Origin of the sequence: Rhizobium sp. TRM96647 (assembly GCF_025780115.1) — a bacterium.
Classification (GTDB): domain Bacteria; phylum Pseudomonadota; class Alphaproteobacteria; order Rhizobiales; family Rhizobiaceae; genus Mycoplana.
This window is the reverse complement of record NZ_JAOXHF010000003.1, coordinates 283416-296575: the sequence shown is the minus strand read 5'-3', so window position 1 is coordinate 296575 and position 13160 is coordinate 283416. Positions and strand designations below refer to the sequence as shown.

The 13160-nt window shown below is 66.0% G+C and carries 11 protein-coding genes; 6 read left to right on the top strand and 5 right to left on the bottom strand.

The genetic code is table 11. The features are described from left to right. Nucleotides 1-299 precede the first annotated feature (299 nt). The 6 genes from OCK02_RS07185 (at nt 300) to OCK02_RS07160 (ending at nt 6135) form a co-directional block, all read left to right on the top strand. On the top strand, nt 300-1553 hold the full coding sequence (locus OCK02_RS07185; RefSeq protein WP_263812427.1) for a sarcosine oxidase subunit beta family protein: 1254 nt from the start codon (nt 300-302) through the stop codon (nt 1551-1553). A gap of 64 nt (nt 1554-1617) precedes the next feature. Beyond that, nucleotides 1618-1962 carry a sarcosine oxidase subunit delta gene (locus OCK02_RS07180; protein WP_263812426.1) on the top strand — a complete coding sequence of 115 codons (345 nt, stop codon included), beginning with the start codon at nt 1618-1620 and terminating at the stop codon, nt 1960-1962. Further along, the gene (locus OCK02_RS07175; protein ID WP_263812425.1) at nt 1959-4952 is read left to right on the top strand and encodes a sarcosine oxidase subunit alpha; all 2994 of its coding nucleotides are present in this window, start codon (nt 1959-1961) and stop codon (nt 4950-4952) included. Before OCK02_RS07180 ends, OCK02_RS07175 begins: the two co-directional genes overlap by 4 nt. Next, on the top strand, nt 4945-5493 hold the full coding sequence (locus OCK02_RS07170) for a sarcosine oxidase subunit gamma (protein WP_263812424.1): 549 nt from the start codon (nt 4945-4947) through the stop codon (nt 5491-5493). The genes OCK02_RS07175 and OCK02_RS07170 overlap by 8 nt, the downstream gene beginning before the upstream one ends. Before the next feature lie 69 nt (nt 5494-5562). Continuing rightward, the gene (locus OCK02_RS07165) at nt 5563-5844 is read left to right on the top strand and encodes a CopG family ribbon-helix-helix protein (protein ID WP_263812423.1); all 282 of its coding nucleotides are present in this window, start codon (nt 5563-5565) and stop codon (nt 5842-5844) included. A gap of 3 nt (nt 5845-5847) precedes the next feature. Further along, entirely contained in the window at nt 5848-6135 is a 288-nt protein-coding gene (locus OCK02_RS07160; RefSeq protein WP_263812422.1) for a type II toxin-antitoxin system RelE/ParE family toxin, read from the top strand. A gap of 5 nt (nt 6136-6140) precedes the next feature. Here the strand turns inward: OCK02_RS07160 and OCK02_RS07155 are convergent, their stop codons facing one another. The 5 genes from OCK02_RS07155 to glgC all read right to left on the bottom strand — a co-directional run bounded on the left by OCK02_RS07155 (nt 6141) and on the right by glgC (nt 13147). Next, nucleotides 6141-6629, bottom strand: coding sequence for a MaoC family dehydratase (locus OCK02_RS07155; RefSeq protein ID WP_263812421.1), 489 nt, complete (start codon nt 6627-6629; stop codon nt 6141-6143). Between the two features lie 113 nt (nt 6630-6742). Continuing rightward, nucleotides 6743-8704, bottom strand: coding sequence for a glycogen debranching protein GlgX (glgX, locus tag OCK02_RS07150; protein ID WP_263812420.1), 1962 nt, complete (start codon nt 8702-8704; stop codon nt 6743-6745). Between the two features lie 105 nt (nt 8705-8809). Continuing rightward, entirely contained in the window at nt 8810-10438 is a 1629-nt protein-coding gene (locus tag OCK02_RS07145; RefSeq protein WP_263812419.1) for an alpha-D-glucose phosphate-specific phosphoglucomutase, read from the bottom strand. A 3-nt stretch (nt 10439-10441) separates the two neighbouring features. After that, nucleotides 10442-11881: a glycogen synthase GlgA gene (glgA, locus tag OCK02_RS07140; protein ID WP_263812418.1), complete on the bottom strand. Its 1440-nt coding sequence runs from the start codon at nt 11879-11881 to the stop codon at nt 10442-10444. Between the two features lie 3 nt (nt 11882-11884). Beyond that, on the bottom strand, nt 11885-13147 hold the full coding sequence (gene glgC / locus OCK02_RS07135; RefSeq protein WP_230806870.1) for a glucose-1-phosphate adenylyltransferase: 1263 nt from the start codon (nt 13145-13147) through the stop codon (nt 11885-11887). Nucleotides 13148-13160: the final 13 nt, after the last annotated feature.

The following is a 13160-nucleotide window of genomic DNA, read 5'->3' as shown; positions in this document are numbered from 1 at the left end:
AACGCCTCGGGGCATCAGGTCAACGAGGCAATACATATATCGTTTCGCAGGCCGGAAGGCGTGCGATTGGATGCTCGGATACCAGATCATCGCGGCCAAGTCCAGACGGTTCGGGCGAAACCGGTGCAAAATTAACGGAGCCGCCCGGGGCAGCGCAATCGCGACAACGGGGCTTCTGGCGGGATGTCGCAAGCGTCACATGGGACGGCGGAATGCGTCGCAAAGAAAACGTTGTAACCCGGCCAGATTTGCTTTCTATCGACGACACGGAAATGACCCGGACATACGGAGTAAGGCGGATGCGCAAATATTCGGTCTTCGCCGTCGCACGCGAGGCGTTGCGCGGCCACAAGGGATGGGAGCCGCAATGGGTTTCGCCCGAGCCGCGCCAGGAATACGACGTCATCATCGTCGGCGGCGGCGGCCACGGACTGGGTGCTGCCTATTACCTCGCCAAGGAGCACGGCATCACCAACGTCGCGGTGATCGAGAAGGGCTGGCTCGGCGGCGGCAACACCGGCCGCAACACCACCATCATCCGCTCCAACTATCTCTACGACGAGAGCATGGACATCTACGAGCACTCGCTGAAGCTCTGGGAGGGGCTGAGCCGGGAGCTCAACTACAACGTCATGTACTCGCCGCGCGGCGTGATGATGCTGTCGCACAATGTCCACGACCGGCAGTCGTTCAAGCGCCACATCCATGCCAATCGGCTGCACGGCATCGACAACGAGTGGCTGACGCCCGAGCAGGCGAAGGAGTTCTGCCCGCCGCTCGATATCGCTGCCACCGCCCGCTACCCGATCAACGGTGCGGCCCTGCAGCGCCGCGGCGGCACGGCGCGCCACGATGCAGTCGCCTGGGGCTATGCCCGCGCCGCCTCCGACCGGGGCGTCCACATCATCCAGAACTGCGAGGTCAAGGGCATCCGCCGCGGACCGGGCGGCGAGGTCACCGGCGTGGAAACGTCGCGCGGCTTCATCGGCGCCCGGAAGATCGCCGTCTCGGCTTCGGGCCACAATTCGGTGATCATGTCGATGGCGGACGTTCGCGTGCCGCTGCATTCGGTGCCGCTGCAGGCGCTCGTGTCCGAGCCGATGAAGCCGATCTTCCCCTGCGTCGTCATGTCGAACACGGTGCATGCCTATATCTCGCAGTCCGACAAGGGCGAATTGGTCATCGGCGCAGGCACCGACCAGTACAATTCCTACTCCCAGACCGGCGGCCTGCAGATCATCACGCATACGCTGGACGCCATCTGCGAGCTCTTCCCGATGTTCCGGCGAGTGAAGATGATGCGCCAGTGGGGCGGCATCACCGACAACACTCCGGACCGCTCGGCGATCCAGGGCGTCACGCCTGTCAAGAACCTGTTCGTCAACTGCGGCTGGGGCACCGGCGGCTTCAAGGCGACACCGGGCTCGGCGAACCTGTTCGCCCATCTGATCGCCAAGGGCGAGCCGCACAGGCTCGCCGCCGGCCTGACGCTGGACCGCTTTCGCACCGGACGCCTGATCGACGAGGCCGCCGCCGCCGCGGTGGCGCACTGAACCCATTTTCCCCGCGCGTCCGGTGGCCCGATCGCGGCAGCCGGCGCGGGACAGGAGAGACCGCATGCTACTGATCCATTGCCCCTATTGCGAGGAAGAGCGCTCCGAGCTCGAATTCCGCCACGGCGGCGACGCGCATATCGCCCGTCCGACCAACATTGCCGATATCTCGGATGAAGAATTCGAGGCGTTCTTCTTCCTGCGCGACAACCCGAAGGGCCTCATCTTCGAGCGCTGGCGTCACGTCCACGGCTGCGGCCGCTTCTTCAACGCCGCACGCGACACCGTCAGCGACAAGTTCTTCGCCAGCTACAAGGCCGGCGAGCCGAAACCCGACCTTCCCGGCATCTCGCCCGCCACGGAGAAGACGGTCGAAACCTACGAAGCCACGGAAGGGACTGCGAAATGAGCGGCGCCAATCGCATTGCCGGTCAGGGCCGCCTGACGCCTGCCAGGACTGCGCGTTTTTCCTTTGACGGAAAGAGCTACGAGGCGCTGGAGGGGGACACCGTCGCCTCGGCGCTCATCGCCAACGGCGTCCATCTCGTCGGCCGCTCGTTCAAGTATCACCGCCCGCGCGGCATCGTTTCCGCCGGGCCGGAAGAGCCGAACGCGCTGATCGACGTCGCCCGCGATGCCGCCCGCCGCCAGCCAAACGTGCGTGCGACGGTGCAGGAAGTGTTCGACGGCCTGAAGGCCACCTCGCAGAACCGCTGGCCGTCGCTGTCCTTCGACGTCGGCGGGTTCAACAACCTTCTGTCGCCCTTCTTCGCCGCGGGCTTCTACTACAAGACCTTCATGTGGCCGAAGGCCGCCTGGGAGAAGGTCTATGAACCTTTCATCCGCCGCGCCGCAGGTCTCGGCACGGCGCCGACGGAAGACGACCCGGACCACTATGCCAACCGCTACGCCACCTGCAACGTGCTCGTCGTCGGCGCCGGCGTCGCGGGTCTTTCCGCAGCGCTCTCGGCCGCCGCCACCGGCGCGCGCGTCATCCTCTGCGACGAGCAGCCTGAAGTGGGCGGGGCACTGCACTACGACCGGTCCGTCACCGTCGACGGCAAGGATGGCTTCGCCTGGGCGCAGGCTGCCGCCGCAGGGCTCGCGGCGATGGAAAACGTCACCGTGCTGACGCGCACGACCGCGTTCGGCTACTACAACCACAACTTCGTCGGCCTCGTCGAGCGGGTCACCGATCACGTCGCCCGTCCGGACAAGAAGGCCCCGCGCGAGCGGCTGTGGCAGGTCCGCGCCAAGCGCGTCATCCTCGCCACCGGCGCGATCGAACGCCATATGGTCTTCGGCAACAATGACCGGCCGGGTATCATGCTGGCGTCCGCCGCCCGCACCTACCTCAACCATTTCGGCGTCGCCGTCGGCAAGAAGGTTGCCGTCTATACGGCGAACGATTCGGCCTACGAGGCGGCCTTCGACCTGAAGCGGGCAGGCGTGCAGATCGCCGCGATCGTCGACAGCCGCGCCAAGCCGGGCGATGCGGTGCTGAACGAGGCCCGCAGCCACGGCATCGAGGTGCTGACCGGCCATTCGGTGATCGACACCAAGGGCCACCGTCGTGTGTCCTCCATCGTCGTCTGCCGCAACGGCGGTGGCGGCAAGCGCACGATCGCCGTCGATGCGCTTCTGACCTCGGCCGGCTGGACGCCGTCGGTGCACCTGTTCTCGCAGTCGCGCGGCAAGGTTGCCTACAATGCCGAGACCGGCCAGTTTCTGCCCGGTACCTACGCGCAGGACTGCCTGTCCGTCGGGGCCTGCAACGGCACGGGAAGCCTGCAGGCGACGATCGAGGAGGCGCTGGCGGCGGGCGAACTGATGGCGCGGGCGACCGGCAACGACGGCAGCGCGAAGGTCCAGTTGCAGGCGCAGAACGCCTTCGAATGGACCGGCGGCATGGCCGGTGCGGCCGAGGGCGCGGGTGCCGATACCAACGTCAAGGCGTTCATCGACTTCCAGAACGACGTCTGCGCCAAGGATATCCGCCTTGCCGTGCGCGAGGGCATGCACTCGATCGAGCACATCAAGCGCTTCACGACGAACGGCATGGCAACCGACCAGGGCAAGCTCTCCAACCTGCACGGGCTTGCGATCGCCGCCGAGACGCTGGGGCGCGAAATCCCCAAGGTCGGGCTCACCACCTTCCGTGCCCCCTATACGCCGGTGACCTTCGGCACGATCATCAACCATTCGCGCGGCGACCTGTTCGACCCGGCCCGCAAGACGCCGATGCATGCCTGGGAGGAGGCGCACGGCGCCATCTTCGAGGACGTCGGCAACTGGAAGCGTGCCTGGTACTATCCGCGCGCCGGCGAGACCATGCACGAGGCGGTCGACCGCGAGTGCAAGACCGTGCGCGAGGTCGCCGGCGTATTCGACGCCTCGACACTCGGCAAGATCGAGGTCGTCGGCCCGGATGCGGCCGAGTTCCTCAATCTGATGTACACCAACGCCTGGGACACGCTGAAGCCCGGACGCTGCCGCTACGGCATCATGTTGCGCGAGGACGGCTTCGTCTATGACGACGGCGTCGTCGGCCGCATCGCCGAGGATCGCTTCCACGTCACCACCACGACCGGCGGCGCGCCGCGGGTGATGAACCACATGGAGGACTATCTCCAGACGGAGTTCCCGCACCTGAAGGTGTGGCTGACGTCCACCACCGAGCAATGGGCGGTGATCGCGGTCCAGGGGCCGAAGGCGCGCGAGATCATCGCGCCGCTCGTGGAAGGCATCGACGTTTCCAACGAAGCGTTTCCGCATATGAGCGTGCGCGAGGGCAGGATCTGCGGCGTGCCGACCCGGCTGTTCCGCATGTCGTTCACCGGCGAGGCCGGCTACGAGGTCAACGTGCCCGCCGACTATGGTCAGGCGGTGTGGGAGGCGATCTGGGCCGGGGCGGAGGCGCTCGGCGCCTGCGCCTACGGCACCGAGGCCATGCACGTGCTGCGCGCCGAGAAGGGCTACATCATCGTCGGCCAGGACACGGATGGCACGGTGACGCCCTTTGATGCCGGCCTTGCCTGGGCGGTGTCGAAGAAGAAGGCCGACTTCGTCGGCATCCGCGGCCTGAAGCGGCCGGATCTCGTCAAGGAAGGACGCAAGCAGCTCGTCGGCCTGAAGACGAAAGACCCGAAGGTGGTGCTGGAGGAAGGCGCGCAGATCGTCGCCGATCCGAACCAGCCGGTGCCGATGAAGATGATCGGCCACGTCACCTCCGCCTACTGGTCGGAGAACTGCGGCCAGTCGATCGCCTTCGCCCTCGTCGAGGGCGGGCAGTCGCGCATGGGGCAGACGCTCTACGTGCCGATGCCGGACCGCACGATCGCAGTCGAGGTGACGGACATGGTGTTCATCGACAAGGAAGGAGTTCGCCTCAATGGCTGAACAAGCACTCCGCAAGGCGCCGCTCGGCGGCTTCCACGGCGGCTCCGCCGCAGCCCATGTGACCGCCGCAGGCCCTGCCACGCGCCTGTCGCTGCGGGCGGGAGCCGATGCCGTTTCCGCGCTGTCGAAGGCGTTCGGGCTCACCCTGCCACAAAAGCCGAAGACGTCGGCATCGGCGAACGGCCGCCATGCGCTGTGGCTCGGTCCGGACGAGTGGCTTCTGATCGACGAGAGCGGTGCGGATCTTGCAGCCCTTGCCGCGAAGGCGGATGTGCTGCATTCGGCGGTCGACGTCTCGCACCGCAACACCGCGGTGCTCGTCGCCGGCGAAAGGGCTGCCGAGGCAATTGCGAGCGGCAGCCCGCACGACCTGTCGCCGAAGGTCTTCCCGGTGGGGGCCTGCGCGCGCACGGTGCTCGGCAAGATCGAAGTGGTGATCTTCCGCACCGGCGAGCAGGAGTACCGCGTGGAATGCTGGCGCTCGTTCGCGCCTTACGCCTTCGCGCTGCTCGCGGAAGGGGCGGAAGACGCAGGGCTGTAATTTCCATTTCATCGATGCAAGCGATTGCGATACAATGTAGCGATCTGCGCTACATTGTATCGGTGTGCCATGACTGCTCCGTTTTCACTTCGTCTCGATCCAGCCCTGAAATCGCGGCTCGAAGAGGAGGCGCGCCATCAGGACCGCTCCGCGTCCTACGTCGCGACAAAGGCGATAGCGCAGTTTCTCGATGCGCAGGATGCCAAACGCGAGGCCATCGAACAGGCAATCAGCGATGCAGACGCCGGCGTGTTCGTGTCTGCTTCCGCAGTGCATCGATGGATGGACGGATGGGATGGGGATGAGCCTGCGCCCGACCCCGAAGCGGATGTCAAGCCCGCCGGGCGCTGACCGGTGGAGGTCGTCTATCTTCCGCAGGCCGTGGCAGATCTCCGATGGATGCGCCGCTACTATGTTTCCATCTTCCCGCAAGGCGCCAAACGGGCGCGCGAACAGATCCTTGCGACAGAACGACTGTTGTCGGAAAATCCGCACATCGGTGAGATGTTGGGAATTGCGGACGTTCGCGAGTATCCCATCCGCCGAACGCCGTTCGCGTTCATCTATCGCACAAGATCAGAACGCGTGGATATCCTGCGCGTATGGGATCAGCGCGGCGATCCCCGCCGTTTCAGCGTCTGACGCGCTCAGGCATCCCCCGGCCGGTCGTTCGGATCGAACTGGATGATGGTCATCCAGTTGGCGGTCAGCGCAGGCTTTCGCTCGTTTTCGATCTCGACGGTAACGTCGTAGGTAACCATCAGCATGCCGCCGCCGCGGAAGCGGGCGTCGGCCATGGTGAAGCGGCCGCGGACGCGCGCGCCGGATTTCACCGGCGTCATAAAGCGGACCTTCTCGAAGCCGTAGTTGATCCCCATCGTCTGTTCGATCACGCGCGGCAGGCAATCATAGTTCATCGCCGAAAGGAGCGACAGCGACAGGAACCCGTGGGCGATGGTGCCGCCGAACGGGGTTTCGGCGGCTGCGCGGACCGGATCGGTGTGGATGAACTGATGGTCCTCGGTCGCCTCGGCGAAGCGGTCGATCATGGTCTGATCGACGGTGAACCAGCGGGACACGCCAATCTCCTGCCCGACGAGGCTTCTGACGTCGGCGAGGTGAATTTCGCGAGGCATTCTCGATCCTTTCGCCCGGCAAGATATGCGTATTCCGCTGCGCGATCTTTAGCCTATGCAGAGCCGGTTGATAACTGGTTTCACTGCGATTTTCCGTCCCGACGCCTGCGGGGTCAGGATGAGGCGAGAAGAATGTCGATGCTGCGCGGGGCGATCGTATCCGGCGGGGCGTCGCTCTCGGCCAGGAGGCTTCGCCATGACCTGCCGATGGCGTCGAGGGCAAGCGCCACAGGCTCGGCACGCCGGTTGATGCAGAGGGCCAGCCGGACCTTGCGCCCGGACTCGTCGTCGCTTTCGAGCAGCATGACCAGGGCGCCGGCGTCAGGCGCCTCCCAGTCGGAAACCTGCATCGGCGCACCGTCGGGACGAAGCCAGACGACCTCGCCATTGTTGCCGAAGAACGCCGGATCCGTGAACACGGCGAAGCGGCGGCGGATCGCGGCAAGGGCGGCGGCATGGGCGATCAGTCCCGCGTCGAGGCTCGCCCAGTCGAGCCAGGTGATGGCATTGTCCTGGCAATAGGCGTTGTTGTTGCCGTTCTGGCTGCGCCCGCCCTCGTCGCCGGCGGTGAGAAGCACCGTTCCCTTCGAGACGAACAGACTTGCCAGCAGCGCCTTCACATCGCGGTGGCGCGCGGCGCGGATGTCCGGATCGTCCGTCTCGCCCTCGACGCCATTGTTCCAGGCGTGGTTGTCGTTGTGCCCGTCGCGATTGTCCTCGCCGTTCGCCTCGTTGTGCTTGTCGCGATAGGAGACGAGGTCCGCCAGGGTGAAACCGTCATGGGCGGCGACGAAGTTGACGCTGCGGGTGTACGTCGCGCCGTTGCGGCCGAAGACGTCGGAGGAACCGCAGAGCGCGGTGGCAAAGGCACCGAGCCGCCCGGGATCGCCGCGCCAGAACAGGCGGGTATCGTCGCGGAAGCGGTCGTTCCATTCGAGAAAGGTGTCGGGGAAGTTGCCGAGTTGGTAGCCGCCGGGGCCGATATCCCAAGGCTCGGCGACCAGGATCCGGTCGGCCAGGACCGGGTCGGCCCGCATCTCCTCGAACAGGACGGCCTTCGAATCGAAGCCATCGGCCGTTCGCCCGAGGATCGGGGCCAGGTCGAAACGGAAGCCGTCGATGCCGGCATGGACGACGAAGTGGCGCATGCTGTCGAGGATCAGGCGGCGGACGACAGGATGGTCGCAGGCGATCGTGTTGCCGCAGCCGGTGTCGTTGACAAGGACGGCCGGATTGCCGGCGTCGTGGCGGTGGTAGGTCCGGTTGTCGAGGCCGCGCATGGACAGCGTTGCGCCGAAGCGGTCGCTTTCGCCGGAGTGGTTGAAGACGAGGTCGAGGATGACGCCGATGCCCTCGGCGTGCAGCTTGGCCACGGTCGAGGCGAGTTCGGCCATTCCGCCCGGCGCAAGCCGCGGATCCAGCGCCATCATGGCGATCGGGTTGTAGCCCCAGCTGTTGTGCAGCCCGAGCGGGGGGAGGTGGCGTTCGTCGATCCAGGCGACGATCGGCATCAGCTCGACGGCGTCGACGCCGATGCGCTTCAGATGGGCGATGACCGCAGGGTGGGCAAGCGCTGCGATCGTGCCGCGCAGAGGCTCCGGGATATCGGGATGAAGCATGGTGAAGCCGCGGACGGCGACCTCGTAGATGACGCCGCCGCGGCGGAAGCGCGGGGGCTCTGCCGCTGCCGGCCGGTCGACCGTGACGATCGCCTTCGGCACGAGATCGGCCGTGTCCACGCCATATTGCGTGAGGCGGACGTCGTGGACGAAGCGGCGGTCGAGTTCCCTGGCATAGGGATCGACCAGGAGTTTCGCCGGATCGAACCAGAGGCCGTCGTCGGGAGAATTGATGCCGTCTGCCCGCAGGCCGTAGCGGCTGCCGGCGCCGATGCCCTCGACGAAGGCCTGGTGGAGATCGCCATCGCGCCGCATCGGGACCCGACGGGTTTCCTGCCGCCCCTCGTCGTCGAAGAGGCAAAGGTCGATCCGGGCAGCATCCTGCGACCGGACGGCGAAGGCGACGCCGCCGTCTCGTGCCGTGGCCCCCAATGTCGCGTCGAGCGGTTCTGGCATCGCTTGGACGAGCCTCCGGCGGATGGAGTATTTCCTCTCCCCTTTCGGGAAAGGCGGTCCGAAGGACCGGAAGAAGGCCGTGGCCGCGCGGGCCACGGCGTGCGATCAGGTGATCACGCTCGGCGCATCACGGCCGGTGCGGGACCTGATGCCGGCGATCTCGTCGGCGATCGTGATGAGGTCGGCAAGTGCCGTCTGCGTCTCGATGTCGTGGCGGGCGGCATCCGGCTCGAAGCGCTCGATATAGACGCGCAGGGTGGCGCCGGAGGTGCCGGTGCCGGAGAGGCGGAAGACGATGCGCGAGCCGCCGGAAAAGAGGATGCGCACGCCCTGGTGCTCGCTGACCGACTTGTCGATCGGGTCGTGATAGGCGAAGTCGTCCGCCGTCTCGACCGTCAGTCCCCCGAAGCTCTTGCCGGGCAGGTCCGCGAGCTTTGCGCGCAGGTCGGCCATCAGTCCGTTGGCGGCGGCCGAATCCACTTCCTCGTAGTCGTGGCGGGAATAGTAGTTGCGGCCGTAGGTCGCCCAGTGCTCCCGCACGATGTCGATGACGCTTTCCTTGCGTACGGCGAGCACGTTGAGCCAGAGCAGCACCGCCCAGAGCCCGTCCTTTTCGCGCACGTGGTTGGAGCCGGTGCCCGCACTTTCCTCGCCGCAGATCGTCACCTTGCCGGCATCGAGCAGGTTGCCGAAGAACTTCCAGCCCGTCGGCGTCTCGTACATGCCGATGCCGAGCTTTTCGGCGACGCGGTCGGCGGCCCCGCTCGTCGGCATCGAACGGGCGATGCCGGAGAGACCCTTGCTGTAGCCGGGCGCCAGGTGCGCATTGGCGGCGAGCATGGCGAGGCTGTCGGAGGGGGTGACGAAGATGCCGCGGCCGATGATGAGGTTGCGGTCGCCGTCGCCGTCGGAGGCGGCCCCGAAATCGGGCGCGTCGTCCGCCATCATCGTCTCGTAGAGGGCGCGCGCGTGGACGAGGTTGGGATCCGGGTGATGGCCGCCGAAATCGGGCAGCGGCATGAAGTTCAGCACCGAGCCCTTGGGCGCGCCGAGGCGGTTCTCTATGATCTCTTTCGCATACGGCCCGGTGACGGCGCTCATGGCGTCGAACACGACGCGGAAGCCGCCGTCGAACATCTTGCGGATGGCGGCGAAGTCGAAGAGCTGCTCCATCAGTTCGGCATAGTCCGCGACCGGGTCGATGACCGTCACGGTCATGCCCTCGACCGTCTGCGTGCCTTCGAGGTCGAGATTGACGTCGGCGGCATCGGCGATCTTGTAGCTGTCGATCGCCTTGGTGCGGGCGAAGATCGCGTCGGTGATCTTCTCCGGCGCCGGGCCGCCATTGCCGATGTTATACTTGATGCCGAAGTCCTCGGTCGGTCCGCCGGGGTTATGGCTCGCAGACAGGATGATGCCACCGAAAGCCTTGTGCTTGCGGATGACGTTGGAGGCGGCCGGCGTCGATAGGATGCCGCCGCGGCCGACGAGAACCTGGCCGAAACCGTTTGCCGCCGCCATCTTGATCGCGATCTGGATGACTTCGCGGTTGTAGTAGCGGCCGTCGCCGCCGATCACGAGCGTCTGGCCGGCAAAACCCTCCAGCGAATCGAAGATCGACTGGATGAAATTCTCCGCATAGTTCTGCTGCTGGAAGACGGGGACCTTCTTTCGAAGACCCGAGGTCCCGGGCTTCTGGTCGCTGTAGGGCGTGGTGGATACGGTCTTGATCATCTCTTAGACTCTCGCAAGGAGGCTGGAATAGAGTTGGCTGTAGCGCTCTGCGCTTCGTTCCCAGGAAACGTCGCACTTCATGCCCTGGTTCTGCAACCGGGCCCAGACCTTAGGTTCTGCAAATGCGGTGAAAGCACGGCGGAGCGCCTGTCGAAATCCGTCCGCGGTCACGGGGGCGAACTGGAAGCCGGTGGCGACGCGGGCGGTGAGCGCGGCCTCGTTGGCGTCGATCACGGTATCGGCAAGGCCGCCGGTGCGGGCGACGATCGGCACGCAGCCGTAGCGCAGGCCGTAGAGCTGGGTCAGGCCGCAGGGCTCGAAGCGCGAGGGGATCAGGATCGCATCGGCGCCGGCCTGCATCAGGTGCGACAGCGGCTCGTTGTATCCGATGACGACGCCGATGCGGCCGGGATGGCGTGCGGCCGCAGAAAGCAGCGCACCTTCGAGGGCGGCATCGCCCGCACCCAGGACGGCAAGCCTGCCACCTTCCGAAACGATCCAGTCGGCGACTTCGGCGATCAGGTCGATGCCCTTCTGCCAGGTCAGCCGCGACACGACGCAGAACAGCGGACCGGCCCCGTCGTCGAGGCCGAAGCGCTCCATCAGCGCCTTCCTGTTCTCGCCGCGCTGGCGCAGCGAGCCGACGCCGTAGCGGGCGGCGATGTGCGGATCGGTGGCCGGGTCCCAGACCGTGGTGTCGATCCCGTTGACGATGCCCATGAGTTGGTGGGCACGGGCGTTGATCAGCCCGTCGAGCCCCATGCCGAAGTCCGGCGTGGTGATCTCCTGCGCATAGGTCGGGCTGACGGTGGTCACTTCCCAGGCCGTGCGCAGACCGCCCTTGAGGAAGCTGACGTGGCCGTAATATTCCAGCCCTTCGACGCTGAAAGCGTCCTGCGGCAGGCCGAGCCCGGGGAAGATCTCCGGGCCGAACTGACCCTGGAAGGCGATGTTATGGACGGTGATGATGTTCGGCACCTGCTCCAGGCCGGTATAGCGCATGTAGACCGGCGTCATCGCTGCCTGCCAGTCATGGGCATGGACGATATCGGGCCGCCAGTCCGGCAGAAGGCCGCGGGCGATCTCGCAGGCTGCGTGCGAGAGGGCGGCGAAGCGCTTCCAGTTGTCGGGATAGTCCAGGCCTGTCACGTCCAGGTAGGGTCCGCCGCTGCGGTCGAAATAGGCGGGTGCGTCGAGGATCAGCAGGTCCAGCCCGGCCTGCTGCGTGGCGAGGATCCGCATCTCGTCGCCGAAGGTGCTGGTCATCGAGGCGATCCTGTGGGGTCGCGTCAGTTGCTGCATGACCGCCGGATAGCCGGGCAGGAGGGTGCGCATCCGCACCCCCTGGCCCTCGAGCGCGAGCGGAAGCGCGCCCGCCACGTCGGCAAGCCCGCCGGTCTTGATCAGCGGGAACACTTCCGATGCGACGGACAGAACATTCATGGCCTAGAGGTCCAGCTTGTCGATCATCGCTTGGGTAATCAGGCAGATGCCGTTTTCGGACCGGCGGAACCGCTTCGCGTCGAGATCCGGGTCTTCGCCGACGATCAGCCCTTCCGGGATGACGACGCCGCGGTCGATGACGACGTTGCGCAGTTGCGCATGGCGGCCGACTGTGACGTTCGGCAGTACGACCGCACCCTCGAGGCGGGAATAGGAGTTCGCCCGGACGCCGGTGAAGAGCAGGCTGCGGTGCAGGGCGGAGCCGGAGATGATGCAGTCGCCGGATACCAGCGAGGAGATCGCCGATCCGCGGCGGTCCTCGTCGTCGTGGACGAACTTGGCGGGGGGCTTGATCTCCGCGAAGGTCCAGATCGGCCAGGTGCTGTCGTAGATGTCGAGTTCGGGGGTGATGTCGGTCAGGTCGATATTGGCCTGCCAGTAGGCGTCGACGGTGCCGACGTCGCGCCAGTAGGCCTCGCGCTCGAAGTCGGAGCGGACGCAGGAGGAGGTGAAGCGGTGGGCGACGGCCTTACCGTGTTCGACGATGTAGGGGATGATGTCCTTGCCGAAGTCGCGCGAGGAGTTCTCGTCGGCGGCGTCGCGGCGCAAGAGGTCCATCAGGAACTTCGTGTGGAAGACGTAGATGCCCATCGAGGCCAGCGCCATCTCCGGATTGCCGGGAATGCCCGGCGGGTCGACGGGCTTCTCCACGAAGGCGATGATCTCGTCCTTTTCGTTGACGTGCATGACGCCGAAGCCGGTGGCTTCCATGCGCGGCACCTCCAGGCAGCCGATCGTCACCTGGGCGCCGGAATCGACGTGCTGCTGCAGCATCAGTTCGTAGTCCATCTTGTAGACATGGTCGCCGGCGAGAATGACCATGTATTCGACGCCGTAGTCCTCGATGATGTCGATGTTCTGGTAGACCGCGTCGGCGGTGCCCTCGTACCATTGCGTCTCGGAGACGCGCTGGCTGGCGGGCAGGATGTCGAAGCTCTCGTTGCGCTCCGGCCGGAAGAAGTTCCAGCCGCGCTGCAGGTGGCGGATCAGCGAATGGGCCTTGTACTGGGTGGCGACGCCGATGCGGCGGATGCCGGAATTGAGCGCATTCGAAAGCGCGAAATCGATGATGCGGGCCTTGCCGCCGAAATAGACCGCCGGCTTGGCGCGGCGGTCGGTCAATTCCTTCAGGCGGCTCCCCCTTCCGCCTGCCAGAACATAGGCCATCGCGTCACGCGCAAGTGGCTGATTGCGTTTCTGCTCCATCGTGTCCTCCCCG

Excerpts from the sequence above, each read along its gene's own strand:
- OCK02_RS07175 (WP_263812425.1), top strand. The coding sequence starts at position 1,959 with ATGAGCGGCGCCAATCGCATTGCCGGTCAGGGCCGCCTGACGCCTGCC.
- OCK02_RS07145 (WP_263812419.1), bottom strand. The coding sequence starts at position 10,438 with ATGATCAAGACCGTATCCACCACGCCCTACAGCGACCAGAAGCCCGGG.
- OCK02_RS07180 (WP_263812426.1), top strand. The coding sequence starts at position 1,618 with ATGCTACTGATCCATTGCCCCTATTGCGAGGAAGAGCGCTCCGAGCTC.
- OCK02_RS07155 (WP_263812421.1), bottom strand. The coding sequence starts at position 6,629 with ATGCCTCGCGAAATTCACCTCGCCGACGTCAGAAGCCTCGTCGGGCAG.
- glgC (WP_230806870.1), bottom strand. The coding sequence starts at position 13,147 with ATGGAGCAGAAACGCAATCAGCCACTTGCGCGTGACGCGATGGCCTAT.
- OCK02_RS07185 (WP_263812427.1), top strand. The coding sequence starts at position 300 with ATGCGCAAATATTCGGTCTTCGCCGTCGCACGCGAGGCGTTGCGCGGC.
- OCK02_RS07165 (WP_263812423.1), top strand. The coding sequence starts at position 5,563 with ATGACTGCTCCGTTTTCACTTCGTCTCGATCCAGCCCTGAAATCGCGG.
- OCK02_RS07170 (WP_263812424.1), top strand. The coding sequence starts at position 4,945 with ATGGCTGAACAAGCACTCCGCAAGGCGCCGCTCGGCGGCTTCCACGGC.
- glgX (WP_263812420.1), bottom strand. The coding sequence starts at position 8,704 with ATGCCAGAACCGCTCGACGCGACATTGGGGGCCACGGCACGAGACGGC.
- glgA (WP_263812418.1), bottom strand. The coding sequence starts at position 11,881 with ATGAATGTTCTGTCCGTCGCATCGGAAGTGTTCCCGCTGATCAAGACC.